At 64.2% G+C, this 24,420-nt stretch carries 19 protein-coding genes and 2 pseudogenes; 16 read left to right on the top strand and 5 right to left on the bottom strand.

Features of this window, described 5'->3' with window-relative positions:
- Nucleotides 1-53: 53 nt before the first annotated feature.
- Nucleotides 54-311, top strand: a complete 258-nt coding sequence (locus tag NHF48_RS04310; RefSeq protein ID WP_253072333.1) for a hypothetical protein — start codon at nucleotides 54-56, stop codon at nucleotides 309-311.
- Here NHF48_RS04310 and NHF48_RS04305 read toward each other — a convergent pair.
- Together NHF48_RS04305 and NHF48_RS04300 are read right to left on the bottom strand one after the other, a co-directional pair.
- The gene (locus NHF48_RS04305; RefSeq protein ID WP_253070378.1) at nucleotides 308-1,063 is read right to left on the bottom strand and encodes a DUF72 domain-containing protein; all 756 of its coding nucleotides are present in this window, start codon (nucleotides 1,061-1,063) and stop codon (nucleotides 308-310) included. The genes NHF48_RS04310 and NHF48_RS04305 overlap by 4 nt on opposite strands.
- A gap of 97 nt (nucleotides 1,064-1,160) precedes the next feature.
- Nucleotides 1,161-2,276, bottom strand: coding sequence for a Gfo/Idh/MocA family protein (locus NHF48_RS04300; protein ID WP_253070377.1), 1,116 nt, complete (start codon nucleotides 2,274-2,276; stop codon nucleotides 1,161-1,163).
- Nucleotides 2,277-2,462: 186 nt separating this feature from the next.
- Here NHF48_RS04300 and NHF48_RS04295 point away from each other — a divergent pair, with 186 nt between their 5' ends.
- The 3 genes from NHF48_RS04295 (at nucleotide 2,463) to NHF48_RS04285 (ending at nucleotide 5,889) form a co-directional block, all read left to right on the top strand.
- Nucleotides 2,463-3,443 carry an aldo/keto reductase gene (locus NHF48_RS04295; protein ID WP_253070376.1) on the top strand — a complete coding sequence of 327 codons (981 nt, stop codon included), beginning with the start codon at nucleotides 2,463-2,465 and terminating at the stop codon, nucleotides 3,441-3,443.
- Between the two features lie 102 nt (nucleotides 3,444-3,545).
- Nucleotides 3,546-4,739 (top strand): DUF2252 family protein, encoded by a 1,194-nt coding sequence (locus NHF48_RS04290; RefSeq protein ID WP_253070375.1) that lies wholly within the window; start codon nucleotides 3,546-3,548, stop codon nucleotides 4,737-4,739.
- Nucleotides 4,740-4,899: 160 nt separating this feature from the next.
- Nucleotides 4,900-5,889 (top strand): hypothetical protein, encoded by a 990-nt coding sequence (locus NHF48_RS04285; RefSeq protein WP_253070374.1) that lies wholly within the window; start codon nucleotides 4,900-4,902, stop codon nucleotides 5,887-5,889.
- Here NHF48_RS04285 and NHF48_RS04280 read toward each other — a convergent pair.
- The 3 genes and pseudogenes from NHF48_RS04280 to NHF48_RS04270 all read right to left on the bottom strand — a co-directional run bounded on the left by NHF48_RS04280 (nucleotide 5,841) and on the right by NHF48_RS04270 (nucleotide 8,093).
- Nucleotides 5,841-6,524, bottom strand: a complete 684-nt coding sequence (locus NHF48_RS04280) for a zinc-dependent alcohol dehydrogenase family protein (RefSeq protein WP_253070373.1) — start codon at nucleotides 6,522-6,524, stop codon at nucleotides 5,841-5,843. The genes NHF48_RS04285 and NHF48_RS04280 overlap by 49 nt on opposite strands.
- 16 nt (nucleotides 6,525-6,540) lie before the next feature.
- Nucleotides 6,541-6,855: pseudogene (locus NHF48_RS04275) on the bottom strand (alcohol dehydrogenase catalytic domain-containing protein); the annotation flags it as partial.
- Nucleotides 6,856-6,869: 14 nt separating this feature from the next.
- Nucleotides 6,870-8,093, bottom strand: a complete 1,224-nt coding sequence (locus tag NHF48_RS04270) for an MFS transporter (protein ID WP_253070372.1) — start codon at nucleotides 8,091-8,093, stop codon at nucleotides 6,870-6,872.
- A 187-nt stretch (nucleotides 8,094-8,280) separates the two neighbouring features.
- Between NHF48_RS04270 and NHF48_RS04265 the strand changes: the two genes are divergently transcribed.
- The 12 genes and pseudogenes from NHF48_RS04265 (at nucleotide 8,281) to NHF48_RS04215 (ending at nucleotide 24,416) form a co-directional block, all read left to right on the top strand.
- Entirely contained in the window at nucleotides 8,281-8,826 is a 546-nt protein-coding gene (locus tag NHF48_RS04265; RefSeq protein WP_253070371.1) for a TetR/AcrR family transcriptional regulator, read from the top strand.
- A 197-nt stretch (nucleotides 8,827-9,023) separates the two neighbouring features.
- The gene (locus tag NHF48_RS04260) at nucleotides 9,024-9,974 is read left to right on the top strand and encodes an alpha/beta hydrolase (protein WP_253070370.1); all 951 of its coding nucleotides are present in this window, start codon (nucleotides 9,024-9,026) and stop codon (nucleotides 9,972-9,974) included.
- Nucleotides 9,975-10,127: 153 nt separating this feature from the next.
- Entirely contained in the window at nucleotides 10,128-10,388 is a 261-nt protein-coding gene (locus NHF48_RS04255; RefSeq protein WP_342454722.1) for a DEAD/DEAH box helicase, read from the top strand.
- A gap of 4 nt (nucleotides 10,389-10,392) precedes the next feature.
- Complete coding sequence (locus NHF48_RS04250) at nucleotides 10,393-11,412, top strand: DEAD/DEAH box helicase (protein WP_253070368.1); 1,020 nt, start codon at nucleotides 10,393-10,395, stop codon at nucleotides 11,410-11,412.
- A gap of 429 nt (nucleotides 11,413-11,841) precedes the next feature.
- Nucleotides 11,842-12,834, top strand: a complete 993-nt coding sequence (locus NHF48_RS04245; RefSeq protein ID WP_263816709.1) for a hypothetical protein — start codon at nucleotides 11,842-11,844, stop codon at nucleotides 12,832-12,834.
- Complete coding sequence (locus tag NHF48_RS04240; protein WP_253070366.1) at nucleotides 12,804-15,182, top strand: autotransporter domain-containing protein; 2,379 nt, start codon at nucleotides 12,804-12,806, stop codon at nucleotides 15,180-15,182. The genes NHF48_RS04245 and NHF48_RS04240 overlap by 31 nt, the downstream gene beginning before the upstream one ends.
- A 692-nt stretch (nucleotides 15,183-15,874) precedes the next feature.
- A complete protein-coding gene (locus tag NHF48_RS04235; RefSeq protein WP_253070365.1) occupies nucleotides 15,875-17,917 on the top strand; it encodes a TonB-dependent receptor in 2,043 nt (680 codons plus the stop codon).
- Between the two features lie 40 nt (nucleotides 17,918-17,957).
- On the top strand, nucleotides 17,958-18,668 hold the full coding sequence (locus NHF48_RS04230) for a TonB-dependent receptor domain-containing protein (RefSeq protein ID WP_253070364.1): 711 nt from the start codon (nucleotides 17,958-17,960) through the stop codon (nucleotides 18,666-18,668).
- A gap of 667 nt (nucleotides 18,669-19,335) precedes the next feature.
- The gene (locus NHF48_RS04225; protein WP_253070363.1) at nucleotides 19,336-22,527 is read left to right on the top strand and encodes a TonB-dependent receptor; all 3,192 of its coding nucleotides are present in this window, start codon (nucleotides 19,336-19,338) and stop codon (nucleotides 22,525-22,527) included.
- Nucleotides 22,448-22,876: pseudogene (locus NHF48_RS24655) on the top strand (SapC family protein); the annotation flags it as partial. The gene NHF48_RS04225 and the pseudogene NHF48_RS24655, both read left to right, overlap by 80 nt.
- A 100-nt stretch (nucleotides 22,877-22,976) precedes the next feature.
- Entirely contained in the window at nucleotides 22,977-23,378 is a 402-nt protein-coding gene (locus tag NHF48_RS24650) for a SapC family protein (protein ID WP_342454569.1), read from the top strand.
- A 30-nt stretch (nucleotides 23,379-23,408) separates the two neighbouring features.
- A complete protein-coding gene (locus tag NHF48_RS04215; protein ID WP_253070362.1) occupies nucleotides 23,409-24,416 on the top strand; it encodes a cupin-like domain-containing protein in 1,008 nt (335 codons plus the stop codon).
- Nucleotides 24,417-24,420: the final 4 nt, after the last annotated feature.

The following is a 24,420-nucleotide window of genomic DNA, read 5'->3' as shown; positions in this document are numbered from 1 at the left end:
ATTGATTGGCGACGACGGTGAATGGTGTCGGGTCGCAGGGAGAAAACCGCTTGATGTCGGACGAGTATGCGCATGGCCGGCGAGACGGGTTGCGGCTGGCGCTGGCGATCTTGGCTGCTGAAGAAGCCAAATGGGCGGCGTTGCTGGGCGAAAGTGCATCCTGGCGTACCAACGCCACGCGTAAGGTGCGGCACAAGACGCTCCAGGTCGTACAAACGCGCGTCCAGACCGTGCTGAACCGGCTTTCTCCCAAGGACGACACTGCGTCGAATGCGGAATTGTCCGCCGCGCTGGCGAAGATCGGGTTTTAGCCCGCCCTGCCGTCCGACAATGCGTCGACCAGTTCGATCAACTGAAGCGCATCACCCAGCGCCGCAGAGGCGGCCGTGTTGTCGAACATGCACCATGCCAGGCGCCCCGCTGCGCGGTCCTCGGCAATCAGGCGCGCATAGTCGCGTAGGCGGTCGAGTCCGTACGCGGTTCGGTACATTTCCGGCGATCCGTGCAGCCGGTAATAAGTGAGCCCACGCCAACCACCCGGACGTGCCGCCGCCGGGACCCGGGCGGGATCGGCAGCGACCCGTGCTACTTTTTGGGCCGCTAGCAGGCTGTCGGCATCGGGCTCGAACCAGCTGGCGTGGCGCGGTTCGCACACGATGCTGGTATCGGTTCGTTCGCCGACGTCCGCAAGAAAACGGGTGACCGTCGCATGATCGAAGGCGAGGCTTGGCGGTAGTTGCAGGAGGAGGAGCGCAAGCTTGCCACCCAGGCCGGACACCTCGTCGAGGAAGCGATCGAGCGGCGCGGTGGCATCGTGCAGGCGAAGATCGTGGCTGATCGACTTGGGTATCTTTGCCGCGAACCGGAAATCGTCGGGAACGCTGGCGGCCCATCGAGCCCAAGTCGATTGCCGGTGTGGCCGGTGGAAGGACGAGTTCACTTCGACACCGTGCATCACCGCCGCGTAACGCTGTAGCGCGGTGCCCGTTTCCGGGAAGTTGGGCCGATCCGCGGCCGGTATGCTCCAGCCGGCGGTACCGATGACGTAGGTCGGCTCTGTCACCGGGAAACGGCCTTTGCCGAAGCACCACGGCAATCGCTCGGCATCCGTCCCCTGCCCCGCTGGTCATCGCGGCGAAGGAGACGGATGCCGGAGTCGATCATGCCGATTGGGGGATGATGCTGATCATCTCGTCCTCGCTCGGTTCCTTCGCCGGCTTGAGCTTAAGCGCCTGGTCCGGTTCGACATGGCGGCTTCGCGAAGCCGGTTCGAGCGTCACGGTCTCGCCGGTGTCGAGCGATCGCTCGATCGCGGCCAGGACACGCACGTCGAACAGGCCTTCCTCGCCGTCGGCTTCGGGTTGGAGGTCCTCGAGGATGCAGTTCGAGAAATACTGCGTCTCGTTGCCGAACTGTTCGACCGGATTGAAGCTGTGCGTCTTGCTGCCGGCGCTGGTCTTCTCGACATAGGTAATGCCGATCTTCGGCCCGAACATGAAGGCGGGCGACGCGTGGATGCTGGCCTCGGTGCCGACAAGTTCGAAGAACTCGGCCGATGCAGTGGCGTAGCTCACGCTGAACTGGGCGACGCGTTCATCGGGGAAGCGCAGCGTGACCGCCACGGTGTCGTGGAAGTTGAAGCCGCGCCCGGGGGTCTTCGTACCGATCGCATGCACGGCAATGGGCTCCTGCCCGAACAGGTTGCGCACCGCGTTGAGCGGGTACGTCCCCATGTCCGGCACCGGACCGCCCCAGTAACCGTTATGACCGCGCGAATTGGCCTCAGCGACATTCTGCGCGAACACCGAAACGAAGCTGCGCAACTCGCCGAACTCGCCGTCGCGAGCGCGCGTGATCATCTCGACCGTGCCCGGTTCGTTGTGGAGGCGATAGGCGATCATCAGCTTGCCGCCGCCCTTCTTCTGCGCGCCGATGATCTGTTCGGCTTCGGCAACGCTGGACGCCATCGGCTTTTCGAGCAGGACGTGGATGCCCGCTTCGAGCGCCGGAACCGCGTATTGCAGATGGAGGAAGTTCGGTGTCGCGACATAGACGGCGTCGATTTCGCCCGACTTGAGCAGCTCGTCATACTGTTCGTAAGTCCATGCCTTGATACCGTAGAGCTTGGCGAGCTTGTCCGCCTTGACCGGATCGCCCGTGACCAGCGCCGCGAGTTCCGAATTGTCGGTCCGACCGATGCCCGGCATGAACGCCTGCTGCGAGATCTGGCCACCGCCGACGACGGCATAGCGCACCTTCTTCTTGTGTCCGAACATATCGGTCCTTCGGTGTAGTTTGGGGATGCAGGGCGAACGACGGACGACCATGATCGTTGCATTCTTCGCGCGTTTACCGCGTACGTCGGGATCCGCGACGCTGCGTTTCCGCAATCGCGCCGATCATACCGGACCGCATCGCGGTGCCGTTCGTTCGGCACGTGAACCTCTGAGGGTAGACGAATCATGGACTACACCAAACTCGGCAGCACCGGCCTGGACGTTTCGCGGCTTTGCCTGGGCTGCATGACCTACGGCATCCCCGATCGCGGCAATCACGCGTGGACGCTGGACGAGGAAACCAGTCGCCCGATCCTGCGCGCCGCGGTCGAGGCGGGGATCAACTTCTTCGACACCGCCAACGTCTATTCGGATGGCACGTCGGAGGAGATCGTCGGTCGTGCGCTCAAGGACTTCACCCGCCGCGACGAAGTGGTGATCGCCACCAAGGTGCACGGTCGGATGCGTCCGGGCCCGAACGGCGCTGGTCTCAGCCGGAAGGCGATCATGGCCGAGATCGATGCCAGTCTCTCGCGGCTCGGCACCGACTATGTCGATCTCTACCAGATCCACCGGTTCGATTACGACGTGCCGATCGAGGAAACGCTGGAGGCGCTGCACGACGTCGTGAAGGCAGGCAAGGCGCGGTATATCGGTGCGTCGTCGATGTTCGCATGGCAGTTCGCGACGATGCTGCACGTCAGCGAAGCGAATGGCTGGACGCGGTTCGCGACGATGCAGGATTATCTGAACCTGCTGTACCGCGAGGAAGAGCGCGAGATGCTGCCGCTGTGCGACGCCGAAGGGGTCGGCGTGATCCCCTGGAGCCCGCTCGCCCGCGGGCGCCTGACGCGCGACTGGGACGAGACCACCGGACGGTCGCAGACCGACGAGTTCGGCAAGACGCTGTACGCGCATACCGTCGAGGCGGACCGCAAGGTGGTGCAGACGGTCGCGACGATCGCCAAGGAGCGCGACGTGCCGAGGGCACAGGTGGCACTCGCCTGGGTGCTGGCGAAACCCGAGGTATCCGCGCCGATTATCGGGGCGTCGAAGACCGCGCATCTCGACGATGCGATCGCGGCGCTCGAACTGGGCCTTACCGACCGCGAGATCGCGCGCTTGGAAGAACCCTATGTCCCGCATGCGGTCGTCGGTTTTTCGTAAGCGATCTGTGGCCGGCTACCGTTTTCTGGCCGCATCAAGTCCACCGAGCGTAACGAGCATATTCTGCCCGACGGACCGTCCGTCGCGGCATAAAGGACCGATATGACGAAACCGACACTGGCCGAGCGACCGGCTATCTTGGCCGCCAAGCGCCAACTGAAAATGGCGCGCTCGACCCATGCCTATGTCAGGGGCAACACGGCCAAGTTCTACGAATGGCTCGACGAGTCACCCGCGTCGCGACGCGTTCCGCAGGGGCCGGCGATCTGGATCTGCGGCGACTGCCATCTTGGTAACCTCGGCCCGATCAACGATGGTGGCGGGCGGATCGCGATCCAGATCCGCGACCTCGACCAGGCGGTGATCGGCAACCCGGCGCACGACCTGATCCGCCTCGGGCTGTCGCTTGCGACCGCGGCGCGAGGCTCCGATCTGCCCGGCGTGACGACCGCTCACATGATCGAGGAGATGGTCACCGGTTATGCCAGCGCGATGGCCGATCCCGCGAGCAACGATGCCGGCCCCGAGCCCGAGGCGGTCCGCAGCGTCAAGCGCCGCGCGCTGGGACGCCGCTGGCGGCATCTCGCCAAGGAGCGGTTCGCGACGCAGGAGCCGATGATCCCGCTCGGCGACAAGTTCTGGCCGCTGGAGCAATCCGAACGCGATGCGCTCGCCGAACTGGTCACCGAGCCGGAGGTCGCAGCGCTGGTTCTCTCGCTCGACGCGAAGGACCGGAACCGGACCGTCCGGCTGGTCGACGCCGCCTACTGGATGAAGGGATGCAGCTCGCTTGGGCTGCTGCGGTTTGCGGCACTGGTCGGGCTGAAGAACGCGAAGGGGCGATCGGACTATGCGCTGATCGACCTGAAGGAAGCGACGACACCGATCGCGCCTACCGCAAAGGGTGCGAAGATGCCGGCCGACCAGGCGGCCCGCGTCGTTGAGGCTGCGCGCGCGCTGTCTCCTCACCTGGGCAGCCGGATGGTCGCCGCGCGTGCGCTCGATCGGTCGCTGTTCGTTCGCGAACTGTCGCCGCAGGACCTGAAGCTCGAGGTCGAGCAGTTCAGCGCGGGACAGGCCGTAAAGGCGGCGCGGTATCTCGCGTTCGTGGTCGGCAAGGCACACGCGCGTCAGATGGATACGGACACGCGTCACGAATGGGCAAGCGTGCTCGATGCGGACCGTCGCGGCGCGATCGATGCGCCGAACTGGCTGTGGGAGAGCGTTGTGTCGTTGGCGGGAAGCCATGAGGCCGGGTATCTGGAACATTGCCGCCAGTACGCGATGCGGGCGTGATCGGCGGTAGGGCTATGCCCGCCGCGAAGTGCTCCGAGTGCTGCGTGCTTTACATGACCGATTCAGCTGTCACACTGACCGCTGAACTCGGGCGCGCGCGCCGTATCGGAGCATTCGACCATGGACTTCATCGACCGGCGTACCGCCCTTGCCGGTATCGGTGCTGCGATTTGGTGTGCCGCCCTGCCCGTCTCCCGCGCGTACCGCGCCGGACGACGTGTTCCTGCTCAGCTATTTCACCGACAAGGATGAGGGTCGCGAGGGGCTCAAGCTCGCCCGCAGCGACGATGGGTATGTCTTTCGCGCGCTAGGCAATGGTCGCGGCTTCCTGACGCCGATGGTCGGCGAGAACAGGCTGATGCGCGATCCCAACCTGGTGCAGGGACCGGATGGGCTCTGGCATCTCGTCTGGACGAGCGACTGGTTCGGCCCCGTCATCGGTCACGCCACGTCGCGCGACCTGATGCACTGGTCGCCGCAACAGACCATTCCGGTGATGAAAGGCTTTGTCGGCGTCCGCAACAGCTGGGCGCCCGAGGCGATCTACGATCGCGCGCGGGGCGACTTCGTCATCATGTGGTCGAGCAGCATCGACGGCCGTTTCGGGGCGACTGCCGGCGAGAAGTTCGCAGGGATCAAGCTGCGCCCCTTATTATACGCGCACCAAGGATTTCCGTACGTTCACACCGACCAAGTTGCTGTTCGATCCCGGTACCGACTCGATCGACTTCACCTGGCTGAGGCTGACCGACGGCGGGTTGCGGCTGATCTACAAGGACGAGACGCACGACACCGAGACGCGGCGGTGGCTGGTGAGCCGGTCCGCGGCCTCGCCGACCGGTCCGTTCGGGCCGGTCAGCGCGCCGTTCACCAAACCGATGACGGAGGGACCGACGGCGATACGGCTCGGCGACCGCAACATGGTCTATTACGACGTGTACGAGCAGCATCGCTTCGGCGGCGCATCGACCACGGACTTTGTCCACTGGACCGACGAAAGCGCGCGCATCCGGTTTCCCGAGAACGCGCGCCACGGCACGGTCGTCCGCGTGCCTCGCGTCTTTGCCGACAGGATCGCGTGATGCCGGCGATCAGGCACGGTCAGAACGCGATCATCACCTTGCCGAGATGCCCGGCGGCGGCGAAGTAGCGGACGGCGTCTGGCGCGTCGTCGAAGGCGAAGGTCCGGTCGACCACCGTCGTCATCCCGTCCGCCACCATCGCGTCGAGCAGATTGACGAACATCGCGCGGCTGCCGTTGGCGATGCCGCGGATCGTCACGTTCTTGACGATGAGCGACAGATAATCGGGGATCGCCGGCCCCTCGCCCGGCGACACGCCGACGACGATGATACGCGCATTTGCCGCGGCCGCAGCGATCGACTGGCCCAGCGTATCGACGCCGCCGGTGTCGATCACGATGTCGGCACCCTTGCCGTCCGTCTTGGCAATCACCTCGGCTGCCCAATCGGGGGAGGTCCGGTAGTTGACAATTATGTCCGCGCCGAGCGCTCGCGCCGTCGCGAGTTTTGCAGCTTGGGACGAGGTGATCGCGACCCGGGCGCCGCGCGCCTTGGCGATCTTCAGCGCGGCAAGCGAGACGCTGCCCGTTCCCAGGCACAGGACGGTGTCGCCAGCCTCGACGTGACAGATCTGGACCAGCGCGTTCCAGGCCGTCAGCGCCGCGGACGCAAGCCCGGCGACATCGGCATCGGCCAGCGCGTCGGGCACCCGGATCCAGCGCCGCCGCGGGCAGGACGATGCGCTCGGCCAGCCAGCCGTCATGCGTGATGCCGATATCGTGCGCGAAGACGTCCGACCGGAACGTGCCGTCCAGCCAGCTTGCGAAATGGCCGCAGACGACGCGGTCGCCGACCGCGAGTTCGGTCACGCCCTCCCCGATAGCGACGACCTCGCCGACGCCTTCGGACATCGGGATGCGGGTCTCGGGTTGGCGAGGACCATAGGTACCGCGCAGGAGTTGTACGTCGCGGCTGATGAGCCCGACGAGACGCGGTGCGACCAGCGCTTCGCCGGGGCCGGCGACGGGCTCGGGCCGGGTCGTCGCGACGAGCGCGTCGATGCCGTCCTGCGCGCCGATTTGATAGGCTTTCATCGGAATCTCCTGAGTTAGGCGTACGATCGGTGCATCAATCGAATGCCCGTGGACCGGGCTTGAAGGCGTGGCGGTGGGCGCGCGATGCGATTACGAGCGCCAGCAACGTCGGCGCCAGCACGGCCCAGGCGAGCGACCCGGCGCCGAGATGATCGAGCATTACGCCGCCGACGATCCCGCCCGCGGCGATCGCGCCGTTCCACGTCGTCGTCAGCATCGCGTTCGCCAGATCGACGCCCCTCGCCCGCAGCATCGGCCAGCGCGGTCTGGAGCTGCGTTGCGGCACCGCCGAACGACAGGCCCCACAGGATCGTCGCCGCGATCGTCACGACGGGGCTGGCTGCAAACAGCCCGAGCGCGAGCGACACCGCCGCGAACACCGTCAGGCTCACTAGTACCAATGGCCGCAACGCCCGATCGACCAGCACGCCCGTCACCCAGATCCCGACCAGCGCGGCAACGCCGAACCCGAGCAGCAGCAGGTCGAGCCGGCCTTGCACGCCCGAGAGCGCGGCGACCGGCGCGATGTAGGTATAGAGGATGTTGTGCGCGGTGATCCACGCGAACAGCGTGACGAGCACGGTGCGTACGCCGCGCGTGCGGAAGACGCGCGCGATCGAAAGTCGCTCCTCCGCCGGCTGTCCGGGGAAATCCGGCACCTGCCAGAGTACCCAGCCGATCAGCACCAGCGTCGTGATCGACATCAGCCCGAACGCCATGCGCCAGCCAAGCGTGGTGCCCAGCATCGCCCCCAGCGGAACGCCGATCGACAACGCAAGCGGCGTACCGACCATCGCGATCGCCAGCGCCTTGCCGCGCAACGGCGCGACGACCATCCGCCGCGCATAGCCGGCGATGATCCCCCAGCCGAGCCCGGCCGCGACGCCACCCATGAACCGCGCGACCAGCGTCAGCGCGTAGCAGGTCGACACCGCGGTTACGCAGTTGAAGATCAGGAACCCGACGATCGCGACCAGCAGCGTCGGCTTGCGACGCCAGCCTTGCGTGTACAGGGTGAGCGGGATCGCCGCGAGCAGCGACCCGACCGCATAGACCGTGACCGTCTGCCCGGCGAGCGACTCCGATACGCCCAATCCCGCTGCCATGTGCGGCAATAGTCCGGCGGGCAGCGTCTCGGTCAGGATCGCGGTGAAGCCGGTCATCGCCAGCGCCAGCAAGGCGGAGATCGGCAGCGTCTCGCTCGCGCCGGCGTCGGTCGGAATAGGGTTTGGACGCACGGAATACTCACTTCTGGATCGACTGGTCCAGTGCAGTCCACGACCGAACGCGGCTTGTCAACGAATAATGGATCGATTAGTCCACAACGTCAGGAGCGGAGACTTATGGCACGGAGCGGACGACCGCGTGGTTTCGACCGGGATGCGGCGCTGGACAGCGCGATGCACCTGTTCTGGGAGCACGGGTATGAGGGGCGCGTCGCTGCTGACGCTGCGCCACGCGATGGGCGACATCTCGTCGGCAAGTTTCTACGCGGCGTTCGGCTCGAAGGAAGCGCTTTACCGGGAAGCGCTGGCGCGGTACCTGGACCGGCATGGCAGCATCATCGACGCGCTCGATGACGAACGGCTGCCGCCCCGCGCGCGGCTCGAACAAGCATTGATCGCGTCGGTAGCGGTACAGACCGACGTCGCGCATCCCACTGGCTGCATGGTCACGCTGTCGGCGACGATCTCGTCGGAAGCCAGTGCATCGACGCGTGCGCTGACGCGGATCGAGCGCGATGCCACACGGCAAGCGTTGCGTCGGTGTATTACCGCTGGCGTGAACGCTGGCGATCTCGATCCCGCCGTCGACATCGATGGCTTGGTCGCGTTGTACGATGGACTCGTGCTGGGAATTTCGATCCAGGCGCGCGACGGTATCCCTGCAGAAACGATCCGCGCGGCCATCCGGCACGCGATGGCGGCGTGGGACCTGAACCGAAGCGCTCGCAGCGGCAACGGCAAATGATGGGCTGAAGCGGCGCTTGCACCAGGCGTTCCGATAGCGCGCGTCCGTCGTATGGACCGCCCTGACCTAACCCATTCGCGGCTAACGGCGCTACGCTACCGCAGCGAGTGTGGCGGAGGTCCGAGGGCGCGATCGATTACCTCGTCTATCTTGTCGTTCCCTCTGTGGTACACCCCTTGTGACAATGGGGTACGGCGATGCGGACGATCATCATGGCGACGATGTTGCTGGCGCTGGCATCGGGTACCACGTCGGTAGCTGCCGTCAGGGTGGCCGACGCCGTGGCGCGAACTTCGTTGACGCACGGCAGGGTCGAGGGTCCGTTCGAACTCCATTCCCGGGTCTATCCGGGCACGGTCAGGCGCTATTGGGTGTATGTGCCAACGGGCTACGACGCGTCGAAGCCACCTAATCTACTGCTGTTCCAGGATGGCCAGCGCGCGGTCAATCCGGAAGGTTCGTTGAGGCTTCCCTCGGTTCTCGATGCGTTGATCGTGCAGAAGGCCATTCCGCAGACGCTGGGCGTGTTCGTCACGCCGGGGAATGTCTCCGCCCGGTATCCCGATACGCTCGGCATGCAGAACCCGGACCATCGGCCGGAGGAGTATGACGCGGTTTCCGACGCCTATGCCCGGATGACACTGGAAGAGTTACTGCCCGCCGTGGCGCGGCGATGGCGGTTTTCGGCGGATCCGAAGCGGCGCGCGATCGGCGGCACGTCGAGTGGTGCGATCGCCGCATGGACGGTCGCATGGCGCCATCCGGACGCGTTCGGCAACGTGATAAGCTTCATCGGCAGCTATACCTCGATCGGTCTGAAACTCGGTCCGGACGGAACGCCGCTGGCCTATGGCGGGGATACCTATCCCGGCCTGATCCGGAAAAGCGCAATCCGCCCCTTGCGTGTTTTCCTTCAGGACGGACGCAACGACCTGGATAACGAGCACGGCAACTGGTTCCTCGCGAACCAGCAGATGCTGAAAGCGCTCGAATGGGCCAATGCGCATGCGGACGCGGAAAAGCACGCGGGGCCGCGGTACGACATCAACCATGCCTGGACCGAAGGTATGCATTCGGACGCCGACGGCGGATCGATCCTGCCTGACGTGCTGCGCTGGATCTGGCGGGATCAGCAACCCGGCCAATGACGCTGCGGTCGGGTTGGGGCAGTGCTTCCCTGCGACCACTCGCGTCTCGCTTTCAACATTGACGCAGTGCAGCATCGCACCTACCAGCCCGCGCTCACAAGATGCTTGCCTACAAGGCGCAGTTTAGCTCAGCGCTGGAGGCGCCGCGTGACCATGACCATGACCTTTGCCGATCTCTCCCTCGCGCCGTTTTTGCTGCAGGCGCTAGCTGAGGAAGGCTATGCCCACCCTACCCCGATCCAGGCGCAGTCGATCCCGATGTTGCTGCAGGGGCGCGACATGCTCGGCATGGCGCAGACCGGCACGGGCAAGACCGCCGCCTTCGCGCTGCCGTTGCTCCACCGCCTCGCTGCCGACCCCCCGCCCTGCACCCAAGGGCGGCGCGCGCATCCTGGTACTCGCGCCGACGCGTGAACTCGTGTCGCAGATCGCCGCCGGGTTCGAGAGCTTTGGTCGCCATCTGAAGCCGAGCGTGATGACGATCTTCGGCGGCGTCAGCCAGTTCCATCAGGTCAAGGCGCTCGAAGCCGGGGTCGACATCATCGTCGCCGCACCGGGTCGCCTGCTCGATCTGGTCGATCAGGGACTCTGCGACCTGTCGCAGCTCGAGGCGCTGGTGCTCGACGAAGCCGACCAGATGCTCGACATGGGCTTTGCCAAGCCGATCGAGCGGCTCGTCGCGACGCTGCCGACGGATCGCCACACGTTGCTGTTCTCTGCGACCATGCCGAAGTCGATCGCGGCGCTGGCCGAGAGCCTGCTGCGCGATCCGGCGAAGGTCGAGATCGCCCCGCCTTCGACCACCGTCGACCGGATCGACCAGTCGGTGATGTTCCTCGATGCGACCGACAAGAAGGCGGCTTTGCTCGCGTTGCTCAAGACCCCCGACATGGGCCAGGCGGTCGTCTTCACGTTGCAGAAGAACATCGCCAACGACGTCTGCGCGTTCATCGGCGAGGCCGGCATCACCGCCGAGGCGCTCCACGGCAACAAGTCGCAGGGCCAGCGCGAGCGTGCGCTCGACGCCTTCCGCGCCGGTACGGTCCAGGTGCTCGTCGCGACCGATATCGCGGCGCGCGGGATCGACGTCGACACCGTGACGCACGTGTTCAACCACGACCTGCCCAGCCTCCCGGAAAGCTATGTCCACCGGATCGGCCGCACCGGTCGCGCCGGTCGCAGCGGGTTCGCGATCACGCTGTGCGATGCCGAACAGCGCGCCTGGCTGCACGACGTCGAGCGCGAGATCGGTCGCACCCTGACCGTCCAGGACGATCACGAATGGCACTGCGAAGTGGCACGCCATTCGACCAAGCGCGCGCCCGTGCTGGGTGGCGGCCCGGTCAAGCAGGTCAAGCCGGCGAAGGCACCGCGCGAGCGTAAGGTCTGGACCGAGGAAGAAAAGCTGGCCGCACGGATGGCCGCGAAGGCCGCCTGATAGCGCTGCGCCGTTCGACGAGGGTGCGATGCCCCTCGTCGAACGGCGGGACGGTCGCGAGACAGGGGTCACGCATTCGCGACCGGTCCGACGCGACAATCTAGCGTGGCCAACCCCGCCATGACTGGAAGGTCTGATGCGGGTCCCCATGCCCATCGGGCAGTTTTTCGCTGCACTGCGGAAGATAATGTGAGTGCCGCAAGCACCCGCTCTGGCGGCGCTCGACTTGTCAAAGTTTCCGTTATGTCGGACTTATCGTCAAGCAGCCTGACCGCCCAAGCGATCACTCCCCGCCCCCCGTCTTTATGACGCACCTGCAACATAAGTCGCATAAAACCGTCGCCGCAGGATGCCATGCCCCGCTTCGAAACGCGTAAGGGGAATGGTGTGTCTTTAAGTAAGTTCATGGTCTGTGCGGCATCGGCGACGATGCTGACGCCGCTGTCGATCGCGGCGCAGACGATCCCGACATCGCCACCGGTCAACTACGTCAACGAGAGCAATCCCGCGATCGGCAGCATCGTTCCGAAGCTGCTCGACAGCTATGTAAAGCTGATCCGCGACCATCCCGAAGTGATGGTGCAGAACTACAAGACCGTTGTCACGATGACCAACGCACGGACGCCAAGCCAGACCCTCGCGGCGATCCACGACGATCGCACCAACCAGGCCTACAGCATCCTGAATGGCCTGGGCGCGCTGACCAACCTTTACATGGCGGGCGCCGGTGCCTCGACCAGCGGGTCGGCGCCGAACACGCTTACCCCGACCAGCTATGCGACCGCGACGCTCGCCGACTATGTCGCCAACATCAATCTCGGCAACAGCTTCAGCCCGGGCGCCGAGAAGTTCGGCAACGGTGCCGCCACGCCGTTGGCCGCCGCAGTCGCGTTCATCAACAACACGGTGCGCGCCAGTTCGTCGACCGAGCCCGCCAAGCGGACGTTCGCGCGGTATCAGGGCGAAAACCCACCGATCGATCCGCTCGATCCGCGGTTCGCCAACTACAACGTCAACACCAATCGCGGCGCGCTGACGCTGGCGGACACCGCGGCGATCATCGTGCCGTCGTATTTGTCGAGCTTCACCACGCCGACACCCTATGCCTCCACGACGCAGTGGGTACGCGGGTTCGTCGTGACGGCGGACATGGTCGCGGCAAATGGCGGCAAGCCGATCACCGCACCCAATTTCCGGGACGTTCGATTCCGCGGGCAAGTTCACCGCGGCGACGTTCAAGGTCGGCGAATATGTTCCCGGCATCGGTGCCTCGCCGCGGCCATACCGCGTGACGACCGACGTCAACGTACCGACCCCGATGCTTCAGATCATCAATTCGTCCAACCCCTATGCAGACGGCGCCTATCCGAGCGGGCATACCAATTCCGGGCATGCTGCAGGCGCTGGGCACGGCGTTCCTGATCCCGCAGCAAGGGCAGGAATTGCTCGCGCGCGCGGCGGACCTGGGTACCAATCGGATCCTCGCCGGGATGCATTCGCCGCTCGACATCATGGGTGCGCGGATCGAGGCGACGGCGCTGTCGGCGACCAACATCTATGCGGCCTTGTATGACGCGAAGGGCAATCGCCTCGACTGGACCAACCCCGCCAACGCCAGCGCGTATGCGGTCTACCAGGCCTATACCCAGACCCAGTCTTATCTGGCGTCCGCCTGCGGCACCGCGACCGTCACGGCGTGCATTGCCGCCGCCAATGCGTCTGGCGCAACCGCAGCCGATCCGTATGCCAACGTCGCACAGAACAAGGCGACGTACCTTGCCGAGATGACCTACGGCTTCGCGCCGGTCGGTCCGGTCAAGGCGATGACGGCCGCGGACGTGCCGGTGCAGGCGCAAGTGCTGCTGCTGACGCGGTTCGGGTATCTGACCGATGCGCAGCGGACCGAGATCCTCGCGACCACCGCCCTCCCCTCGGGCTATCCCGTGCTCACCGGCAACACGCTGGACGGATGGGGCCAGCTGAACCTCTATGCCGCGAACGACGGCTATGGCGCGTTCAACGGCCAGGTCGCAGTGACGATGGACGCCGCGCAGGGTGGCTATGCAGCCGCCGACAGCTGGGGCAACGACATCGGCGGGACCGGCGGGCTGACCAAGAACGGCACCGGCAGCCTGACCCTGACGGGGAAGAACAGCTATGCCGGCCCGACCATCGTCAATGGCGGCACGCTTGCCGTCACCGGCTCGATCGTCTCGGCGACGACTGTCAACACCGGCGCAGTCTTTGGTGGCACGGGCAGCACGGGCGCCGTCACGGTCAACAGCGGTGGTACGCTGGTGCCGGGCATGGGAACCACGCCCGGCACGCTGACGATCAACGGTCCGCTCACGCTCGCCAGCGGTGCGACGCTGGTGCAGACGGTATCGCCTACGCTTGCAAGCCGCACGGTTGTATCCGGCGCGGCTAAGCTCGACGGCACGGTGCGCGTCCAGGGTTCGGTCGGCACGCTACCGGTCACGCGCATCACTTTGGTCACGGCAGCCGGTGGAGTGTCGGGCAGCTTCGCCAACGTCACGGGTGTTCCCGCCAACCTGCGCGCTGTGCTCGACTATTCGACGACGGCGGCAAGCCTGAACCTCAACCGGACCGATATCGACTATCGTCCACTCGGGGTCACCGCGAACCAGCAACGCGTCGCGGCGGCGCTGACCAGCGCGATGCCGTTGGCGAGCGGTGCCGGCGCGGCAACGTTGCTCAACACAGTCTATGCCACGGGCCAGGGCTCGGCGGCGGCGGGTACTGCAGCGCTCGACACCCTCTCGGGTGAAGGCCTTGCCGACGCGAACAGCGCAGCATTGTTTGCCGGGCGGGTATTCGGCGATGCCGTGACCGATCAGCAGCGTGCGGTCCTGACCGACACGCAGATGCACCTCTGGGGCGGGCCGCTGGGTGGTCGGGAATGGACTGATGGCCGGGACGGCGACGGTACGGTCGATCGTCGCAGCAACAGCTGGGGCGGCGTGGTCGGGCTCGACGGTGAAGTCTCGACCGGGTGGCGTGCCGGTTTCGTCGCGGGCGGGCTCGACACCCGCTTCAACACCGCAGCGCGCGCGACCAAGGGCAAGGCGTCGAGCTATCACGTCTCGGCCTACACCTCGTATGCGCTGCCGACGGGCACGTATGTCCGCGGGTCGCTGGGCTATGGCCATTATGCGATCCGTACGACGCGGACTGCGGGCGGGATCGGCAGCGTTGCCAGCGAAACCGAGATCGCACGGTACGACGCCGCGGAGTTGCGCCTGCGCGGCGAAATCGGCCAGCGCATCGCGGTGCAGGCGTTCGACCTGACGCCGTTCGTGGCGGTGGAATATGCGCGTCTCTACACCGATGCGTTCGCGGAGCGCGGCAGCGTGCTGGCGTTGCAGGCTGGCAAGCAGACCACGACGTCGCTCCCGGTGAATGTCGGGTTGCGGATGGATGGCAGCGTGCCGTTAGGGGAACGGCCTAGCGCTGCGGCCGATGATCGAAGCGAGCTACCTCCACGAGTTCCGCCGCGACCGCGACATCGGCGTCGATTTTGTCGCGCTGGCCGATCCCTCGTTCACGATCGCAGGCGCTCGACCGTCGCAAAGCGCGTTCGTCGGCAAGGCCGGACTCCAACTGCCGCTCGCCTCCGCGCTGGTCCTCTACGCCACCGGAACCGGCGTGTTGTCCTCGCAACAACGATCCTATGCCGGCAACGTCGGCGTGAGGGATCAACTTCTAAGACGTTAGAACGATCGGTCGACCGAGCGCACGCGCGCGGATGATCGCCAATTGGCGAGGTGTTTCGATGGAACACCTCGCCGGTCTGCTGCTGCTGGCCCCTCTACATGATCGGCGGGCCTTCGAACGAGTCGGAGACGATCGGCGAGAACTACCCTTCGGCATAGATTGCCGCTCAGCGACGCTGGATCTCGCCTGCCTTCCAACCCAAACCAGGACCGAACTCGGATTTTCGGCATCAGGTCGCGCGCGATCCGCAGCGCATCGTCATACGCAGATCACGGATGGTCGCATTTCGGACCAATCGATCTAGCCGAACAGGCGCGATTCCATAAACTGCATATACGTGCCGGATGACTAGCCCGGCGGTTTTCGAGTTCGACGGTCCGTCGCGACTATGCGGACGATGGGTGCCGCTTGCACTATGCTATAGATTGGTAGCATCCTAGATCACAAGCATCTTGAGATCGTAGCGTCGTCTCGGCCAGCTTCGCATTTTGTCGACGGACTACCTCCAAAACGATCATGAGATTTTTGCGGGCTTTGCAAACGCATCGGCCGACACGGAACTGTAATTTTCCGATAGCGTCAGGAATTAGATTGGTTATATATTACCAATACCACGCTGCGATGACAGTACCCTTTAGAGGTCCGGCCAGTGAGGTGAGTCGAGCGACGCGGGCAGGACCGTGTCTAAGGGTGACGCTGCGGCGTCGATGGGAAGGGGCTTTTGACGATGGTTCTTCGTAAGCAGGTTTTGCTCGCATCCGGTGCGGCGATATTCGGTCTGGTACCAGTTTTCGCGCAACCCGTTCTCGCCCAGTCGGCGCCCGCGCCATCGTCCGCCCCCGTCGCCGCCACGACCCAGGCTGATCCCGTAGCGGACGGCGCTGATACGGACATCGTCGTCACCGGTATCCGCGGCAGCCTGCGCAGCGCGATTGCAGTCAAGCGCAACGCCAACGCGATCGTCGATGTCATCAGCGCCGAGGCGATCGGCAAGTTCCCCGACCGCAACGTCGCCGAATCCCTCTCGCACGTTCCCGGGGTCAGCATCGATCGTCGCTTCGGCGAAGGCGAGAAGGTCGCGATCCATGGCACCGATCCGGCGCTCAACCGCATGCTGCTCGACGGCCACGCGGTTGCTTCGGCGGACTGGGGCGGCAACGACAACGATCCGACCAGCCGTACCTTCAACTATTCGCTGCTCGCGCCCGAACTCGTCGAGCGCCTCGAAGTCTACAAGTCGCCCGAGCCGCGCATCGAGGAAGGCAGCATTGGCGGCACAGTCATCGTCCGCACACGCCGTCCGCTCGACACGCCCGCCAACTCGATCTTCGCATCGGGCGGCTATTCGTACAACGACCGCGCCGACAAGGGTAACGTCCGCGCGTCGGGTCTGTACAGCTGGCACAACGAAGGTGGCACCTTCGGCGTGCTCGGTGCCGTCACCTACGACAAGCAGAGCCTGACCCGCTCAGGCGTCGAATTTTTCGGGTTCGAGAATGCCGGCGACCGCTTTTTCCAGAAGGATGCCAACAACGCATTGATCCGCGATGCGAGCGGCCAGCCGGTGCTGAAGAACCCGGGCGCGACCGTGACCGGCGGCACACGCCAGGATCTCGCCAACGCGGTGTCGCCGTTCGGCATCAACTACGCGTATTTCACGCAGGAGCGTAAGCGCATCAGCTATGTCGGCACGGTCCAGGCCAAGCCGACCGACGACATCACGCTGACGCTCAACGGGCTGCATATCGATGGCAACTACAACAACAGCAGCCAGTCGATGTACGTCATCCCCGGCGCGTGGAGCGGCGACGTTCTCCAGTCGGCAACGGTCGCGAACGGCGTCGTCACCAATGCGAGCTTCGGCGCGGCCTCGGCCGGCAGCCAGAGCGCGCAGCTCGATCTGTTGATCCGCAAGACCAAGCTGACCACCGACAACCTCAACTTCGTCGCCGAGTGGGAAGGCCCCGACGGCGCGACCGTGTCGGCGACCGGCGGCTGGAGCAAGGCGATCGGCGGGCGCAATCCCGAATATCTGCTCGATGTGCGGACCGACCTTCCGTACAGCTACGGCTTCAACTCGGACAGCGCGAACGTCGATTACGTTGGCGACCTGACCAACCCGGCCAATTATCGCCGCAGCAACAGCCCACAGCTGCAGACGATCGACGGCGCCCCCGTCATCGTCAACGGCACGCAGCTAAATGCGGCGCGCGCAGGCGGGATCGATTTCTCCAAGACGATCGATCGCGATTACTACGCGGGCTATGACGCGGTCATTCCGTTCGAGGCGGGACCGTTCAAGGAAATCCGCATCGGCGGCAAGTTCACCGATCACCGCAATCGTCTCAACGCCAGCGGTTTCAACAACTACTCGACGTCGAACTACACGCTGGCGAGCCTGGGCGTCGACACGATGACGACGCCGAACGGCACGTTCGACGGCACCGGCGGCACCGGCAACGCGACCAAGTACATCAACCTGTCGCAGCAGACCGTGATCGACATCCTCGCGAACTCGATCAACATCCCCGTCGCCAAGCCGACCGCGTCGTACATCGTCGACGAGACGGTCGCGGCGAACTACGTCCAGCTGAACTTCGACCAAAGCGGCTTCCGCGGCAACATCGGTGGTCGTCTGGTCTATACCAAGAACGTGTCGAACTATGCCGATCAGGTCTCCAGCACCGACGGCAGCCTGCCGACGATCGTGCCGCAGCAGGTCGAGAACGACTATCTGAAGTTCCTGCCGAGCCCTGAACGTCGCGTATGAAGCGGGCACGCACCTGATCTTCCGTGGCAGCGTCGCGAAGGTGATCGCCCGCCCGCGCTACGAGCAGCTCGGTGGTTCGGTCGGTCGCAACGACATCACGCTCGACGCGAGCGGCGGCAACCCGAACCTGAAGCCGTACCAGTCGACCAACTACGAACTGTCGGCGGAATATTATCCGCGCGAGGGTACGCTGTTGTCGCTCGAACTGTTCCGCCGCGAGGTGAAGGACTACATCCTCAACGGCCTCAGCCGCCAGACGTTCTTCAACGAGCTGACGCAGAGCAACGCGTCCTATCTCGTGTCGCAGCCGCTCAACGGCGGCAAGGCGAACGTCAACGGCGCGCTGGTCTCGGCACAGGGCGAGATCTGGCACGGCTTCGGCCTGCAGGCGAACTACTCCTACGCCGAGAGCTCGACCGACGAGGGACTGAACCTGCCATATCTGTCGAAGCACACCGTCAACGTGATCCCGTATTACGAGAACGGGCCGTTCCAGGCGCGCCTGAGCTATAACTACCGCTCGTCGTATTTCCGCGCGATCGGTCGCCTGAACTCGATCGACATGGTCGCACCGTACAGCCAGCTCGACTTCTCGGCAGGCTTCAACCTGACCAAGGCGATCACGCTGACGGTCAACGCGCAGAACCTGCTCGACTCGACCTACACGCAGTATAGCGGCTCGCGCGATCGCCCGACGGCGTTCTACAAGAACGGCCGCACGTTCGTCGCCTCGGTCTCGTTCCGGATGTAAACCACGGGAGGCGCGCCACGATGGCGCGCCTCGTCGAACTGAGCGGTGACTGCGACTAGCCTGCCGCACGCCTTTACAGGCGAACCGCTAGCGCCCCCTCACCTTCCCTCATCGATTCAATCGCGCGTTGAGGGTCCCTTTAAGTCGCCTGTGTCGCAAGGACCGGTATCGCTTACGATCGGGATCATATGCCCGTTATCCAACTGCACGAATCTACTTCAAGTCCACCCGCCTCGCGTTTAAGTAGGCCTACATGTCGATAGGTACTCCATGCCGATATTGGATCAATTGGGTAATAATGGCTGACCTTAAAGACTGGCATTCCGGGATAGTTTGACCTCCCAGCGCTGGCCTTCCGCACACTGCCCGAACACTATCGTAATAGTGCTCAATTTATCACAGCTGAGACAGATTCCATTAGGTTCATTACTGATGAAATCAGTACGGAATATCCAAACGCAGCAATCCGATCAGGTAAACCCCCTGTAAATAATGGTATTCCATGAGGGGCTGTTCGCAACGTCGGCCGATCAACTTCTGACGGACCGTACGGGTCTACTTCCCTCCCGCAGTTGACACCCGCGCCCCTGATGGTAGCCCTATCATACACGGCAACGACCGTGTGCAATCCGGCCTGATCAGGGCGGCCGGGAATGGGGGAGGATTTATGAAGAAATTTTCGCGCACGCTCGCGCATTCGGTATCGACCATCGCGGTCGTGACCGGGCTGGCAGCTTCCAGCACTGCGATCGCGCAGACGAACACTGCCGCGACCAGCCAGAGCACTCAGACGACGACCGTGCAGCAGACCGCACCGGACGCGGCGCCCGCGACTAGCACGCTCGACGAAGGGACGGCCGGTCCGGCCAACGAGATCGTCGTCACCGGCATCCGCGCCAGTCTCAATCGCGCGATCGACATCAAGCGTAATTCCGCGGGCGTCGTCGATGCCATCTCGGCCGAGGATATCGGCAAGTTCCCCGATACCAACCTTGCGGAATCCCTGCAGCGGATCACCGGCGTGTCGATCACTCGTGCCAACGGCGAAGGCTCGCAGGTCGCGGTCCGCGGCTTTAGCGGCGGCTTCAACCTCGTGACGCTGAACGGTCGTCAGCTGGCGTCGACCAGCATCGATACCAGCACCGGCAACGCTTTCGCGGTCGGCACCGGTCGCTCGTTCGACTTCCAGAATCTAGCGTCCGAAGGCGTCGCCACGCTGGAGGTCTACAAGACCGGCCGAGCGAACATTCCGACGGGTGGCATCGGTGCTGCGATCAACGTCGTCACCCGCCGACCGCTCGACGCGCGTGAAGACGGCCTGTCGGGCTCGATTGGCGCCAAGGCACTGTACGACAGCTCGGTCGAGAATGCGGAGGCGAACCTGAAGAAGGTCACGCCCGAACTCTCTGGCCTGATCAACTGGAAAAACCCCAGCGAAACCTTTGGCGTCAACCTCTTCGGCAGCTATCAGTTACGCGAGTCGACATCGATCCAGTCGAACCCGAACTATTGGAATATCGTTCCGCTGGCCGACTTCTTGAATACGGCGGGTGCGTACATCACGCCGGCGACGAATATCACGAACCGTCCTACTACACCGTATGTGCAAATTCCGAACGACAGCCGCTATCAGTTCTCCGAGAACCGCCGCGAGCGCATCAACGGTCAGGCCAACATCCAGTTCAAGCCTACGGATCGGCTGGAGATCACGATCGATGGCCTGTATGCGCGCAACAAGTTGAGCGACGAGCGTAGCGAGCAGACCAACTGGTTCCAGCGGCCGTTCAGTGACGTTACCTTCGACGATAACAAGAAGATGCAGACTGCGATCATCTTGGCGGAGGCTAAGCAGGCGGATAAGGGCTACGAGCAGCAACGGTTCGCCACGAAGACCGAGCTGTACTCGGTTGGCGGGAACATCAAGTGGAACTTCACCGATGTGCTGTCGCTGAAGCTTGATGCAAACCATTCGAAGTCGACCACGAACCCGGACAATGCGAATGGCACGTCGGCGACGACGATCTCGATCGGCGCTCCGGTTCGCGCTACGCACAAAGTCGACTTCAGCAGCGGCTTCCCACAGCAATCGGAGACGCTCAACGATTGCAACGCGACCAACGGCGGCCGCGGCGGCAATTGCAACAACATCCTCGACATCGGCGACTTGGGCACGCAGGTCGCGCGCCGAATCTTCTCCAAGCAGGAGTCGAGGGTCAACCAGTTCAGTGGCGAACTGGGCTGGGATCTCGGCAACGATAGCCGTTTCGTGGTCGGCAGCAACTATGTGGATGCAACGACCCGCTCGGCCAGTTCCAATAACCAGCAGATCCTCGGCGACTGGAGCATTACGGACACTGGCCGCGTCCAGGAGCTCGCCGGAGATCTCGTCAAGACCTATTGCATGACCTGCAAGTTCGACAAGTATAACCCGAACTCGACCGGGTCGGCGCTGGTCGCGTTTCGTGGCGATGCGGTCGACCTGCTGGACATCTTCTCACCCTATTATGCGAAGCTGGGACGCCCCGACGCTTTGCAGGGTTCGTCGGACGACACCGTCGGCGAGAAGAACTTGGCGGTCTACGGCCAGATGGCCTGGGGCGGTGACATTGGCGGACGCCGCGCAAACGCGCTGATCGGCGTTCGCTACGAACGGACCCGGGTCAAGTCGGTGGGGCTTCAGTCGATCCCGACGGCTTTGGCTTGGCAATCGGACAATGACTTCACCGTGATCGGCGGACCTCCAGGCGCCGCGGTGATCGTGAAGTCGAAGTACGACAACCTGCTGCCGTCGCTCGACTTCAATATCGAAGTGCTCGACAACGTCATGGCGCGCACCTCGTTCAGCCGTACGCTGGCCCGGGCGGACTATGGCAATTTGTTCGCATCCGTGACGGCAAACGCTCCGAACCGTCCGACAGCACTCGGTGCGGCCCCGGCTCCCGCCACGCGGCAGGATCCAGCGCTGTTGCCGCTGATCTCGGACAATTTCGACGTATCGCTGGAGTGGTATTACAAGCCTACGAGTTTCGTCTCGGTCGGCTTCTTCAACAAGAACGTGCGCAACTTCGTCGGCAACCAGATAACCAACGGTAACCTGTTCGGGCTGCGCGACCCGGGTTCAGGCGCACCAGGGTCGCGTTCGGGTATTGCGCAGGCGTTTCTCAGAAACAACGGCATTACCCAGACCGATCGAAATCTGTTCGCCTACGCGGCGCTGCTGCAGCAGAATGGCGGCAATCAGGCGGCGGCGACGGCGGCCTTCCGCGGCGCGCTCAATCCCGCCACGGGTGAAATCAGCGATGCGGTCTACAATCCCCTCGCCCTTGCGGTCGATCTCGTCGGGGACGCCAATGATCCGCTCGTGAACTTCGCGATCAGCGGGCCGGTCAACAACAAGGAAGGCAATATCCACGGCTTCGAAGTCGCCTGGACGAACTTCTTCGGTCAGACCGGCTTCGGTTTCGCGGTTTCCTACACGAAGGTCAGTGGCGACGTGAACGTGGATCCCTATGCCGATCCGAACGTCAACATCTTCGCGCTGAGCGGTTTGGGCGACAGCGCCAACTTGACGGCAATCTACGACAAGGGGGGTATCTCGGCCCGCGTCTCGTACAACTGGCGCGACAAGTATCTCGCGGCTACGAACCAGGGCGGCAATCGCAACCCGCTGTTCACGGCCGCGTTCGGTACCTTGGACGGCAGCATAAGCTACGACGTCACGAAGGCGTTCTCGGTGTCGCTCGAAGCGGTCAACCTGACCAGCGAACCGTTCCGCCAATATGCCCGCACCGAGACGAACCTGGTGTATGTGCAGGAACTCAAGCCACGCTATTATCTCGGCGCGCGCTATCGTTTCTGATGACGACGGGAGTGGATCTTGGTCCACTCCCGACCTCCCAAGAAGGCCGCCGCCGTGCCGTGCAGCGGCCTTTTCCTTTGTCGGTCGCCGTCGCGCTGATAAGCGTGCGGCAACAACAGGACCGGAGCGGATGAATCCCGTACAGATCAACAATGTCGACCATGCCGATTTACGCGTAAGCCCGCGGGCTGGCGCCGCGTTCGGCGACGCGACCAATCAGACGCTGATATTCCCCGCGGAGTTCGAGGCGGTGCAGCGCGAATTCGCCATCATATTCCGCCGCCGTGACGAGGGATTGCAGGCCTATGCCCTGTTGGGGCTGGACCGCGACGAGAACCTGTTCCTGTCCGGCGACTATTGGACAAGCCGCTATGTGCCCGCCAGTCACCAGCGCGGCCCCTTCTCGATCGGGATGGTTCGCCCCCTCCGGAGACGATGTCGGCGAGCCTATGCTGCACGTCGATCTCGACGACGGGCGCGTCGGCGACAGCACCGGCCTGCCGCTGTTCCTGGAACATGGCGGCAACACACCGTACCTGGAACATATCACCGGCGTGCTCCGCCTGCTGTACGAGGGACTGGAAACCGCGCCGGCTGCCTATACCGCGCTTGACGAGGCTGGCCTGCTCACGCCGGTAACGCTCACCGTCGATGTCAGCGAAGAGCGTCGCTATACCATAGCCGACGTGCTGGTCGTCGACCTCGAGCATCTCGCCGCTCTGAATGGCGAACCGCTCGATCGGCTCCATCGATCGGGCGTGCTGCGTCTCGCCATCCTGGCCGCAGCGTCGCTCGGCAACATTCAGCAGTTGATTGCGCGCAAGCAGTCTCTGCTTACCCAGAACGGTTGATCGTGGTGGCAGGTATCACGCGCCGTACGCGTGTCATCGAGGGGCGCGAGCGCGATCAGCGTGCCGATCGCCGACCTGATCGCCGATGGCGTTCCGGTGATCCTGCGCGGGATCGCCAGCCACTTGCCGCTGGTGGCTGTCGGGCTGGAAGGTGCAGAGCCTGCGATGACATGGCTCAAGCAGTTCGACGGTGGCCGTCCCGTCACGGCGTACGTCGGCGATCCGGCGATCGGCGGCCGCTTCGGGTATTCCGACGATTGCACCGCGCTGAACTTCAAACGAGAGAGCGGTTCGCTGTCCGGCTATCTCGACCAGCTTCTTGCTGGCCTCGGCGATCCGGAAGCCCCCGCCATCTATATCGGCTCGACCGACATCGATCTGTACCTGCCTGGCCTTCGCGCGCAGGCCGCGCTGCCGTTCGAAGACCCGCAGCTCGTCGAGAACCCGCCCCTGGTCAGCATCTGGATCGGCAATCGTACCACCGCCTCGACGCATTACGACATGTCGAACAATCTGGCGTGCTGCATCGTCGGCCGACGACGCTTCACGCTGTTCCCGCCGGACCAGGTCGCCAACCTCTACCCCGGACCGTTGGAGCCGACGCCGGCCGGACAGGTGGTGAGCATGGTCGACCTCCGCGCACCCGATCTCGACCGATACCCACGCTTTGCCGAGGCCCTGGCGCATGCCGAGGTCGCCGAACTCGAGCCGGGTGACGTGCTGCTCTACCCGGCGTTGTGGTGGCATAATGTCGAGGCGCTGGACGCGTTCAACGTGATGATCAACTATTGGTGGAACGCGGTGCCGCGGTTCATGGATACGCCCATGAACACCCTGCTCCACGGCCTGTTGTCGCTGCGCGATCGGCCGGATCACGAGAAGCAGGCATGGCGCGCGATGTTCGACCATTATGTCTTCGGCTCTGCGGATCACGCCAGGGAGCACCTGCCCGAGCACGCACATGGCGAACTTGCGCCGCTGGACGCTATGGCGGCACGCCGGTTGCGCGCCAAGATCCTCCAGCGCATCAACCGATAGGAGC

The sequence above is a fragment of the Sphingomonas sp. H160509 genome, from assembly GCF_024124765.2.
GTDB lineage: Bacteria > Pseudomonadota > Alphaproteobacteria > Sphingomonadales > Sphingomonadaceae > Sphingomonas.
The sequence above is the reverse complement of the archived record's forward strand: the minus strand, read 5'-3'. Positions and strand labels throughout refer to the sequence as shown.

Excerpts from the sequence above, each read along its gene's own strand:
- NHF48_RS04310 (WP_253072333.1), top strand. The coding sequence starts at position 54 with ATGTCGGACGAGTATGCGCATGGCCGGCGAGACGGGTTGCGGCTGGCG.
- NHF48_RS04300 (WP_253070377.1), bottom strand. The coding sequence starts at position 2,276 with ATGTTCGGACACAAGAAGAAGGTGCGCTATGCCGTCGTCGGCGGTGGC.
- NHF48_RS04295 (WP_253070376.1), top strand. The coding sequence starts at position 2,463 with ATGGACTACACCAAACTCGGCAGCACCGGCCTGGACGTTTCGCGGCTT.
- NHF48_RS04290 (WP_253070375.1), top strand. The coding sequence starts at position 3,546 with ATGACGAAACCGACACTGGCCGAGCGACCGGCTATCTTGGCCGCCAAG.
- NHF48_RS04280 (WP_253070373.1), bottom strand. The coding sequence starts at position 6,524 with ATGACGGCTGGCTGGCCGAGCGCATCGTCCTGCCCGCGGCGGCGCTGG.
- NHF48_RS04265 (WP_253070371.1), top strand. The coding sequence starts at position 8,281 with ATGAGGGGCGCGTCGCTGCTGACGCTGCGCCACGCGATGGGCGACATC.
- NHF48_RS04260 (WP_253070370.1), top strand. The coding sequence starts at position 9,024 with ATGCGGACGATCATCATGGCGACGATGTTGCTGGCGCTGGCATCGGGT.
- NHF48_RS04255 (WP_342454722.1), top strand. The coding sequence starts at position 10,128 with ATGACCATGACCTTTGCCGATCTCTCCCTCGCGCCGTTTTTGCTGCAG.
- NHF48_RS04245 (WP_263816709.1), top strand. The coding sequence starts at position 11,842 with ATGCTGACGCCGCTGTCGATCGCGGCGCAGACGATCCCGACATCGCCA.
- NHF48_RS04240 (WP_253070366.1), top strand. The coding sequence starts at position 12,804 with ATGCTGCAGGCGCTGGGCACGGCGTTCCTGATCCCGCAGCAAGGGCAG.
- NHF48_RS04235 (WP_253070365.1), top strand. The coding sequence starts at position 15,875 with ATGGTTCTTCGTAAGCAGGTTTTGCTCGCATCCGGTGCGGCGATATTC.
- NHF48_RS04225 (WP_253070363.1), top strand. The coding sequence starts at position 19,336 with ATGAAGAAATTTTCGCGCACGCTCGCGCATTCGGTATCGACCATCGCG.
- NHF48_RS24650 (WP_342454569.1), top strand. The coding sequence starts at position 22,977 with ATGCTGCACGTCGATCTCGACGACGGGCGCGTCGGCGACAGCACCGGC.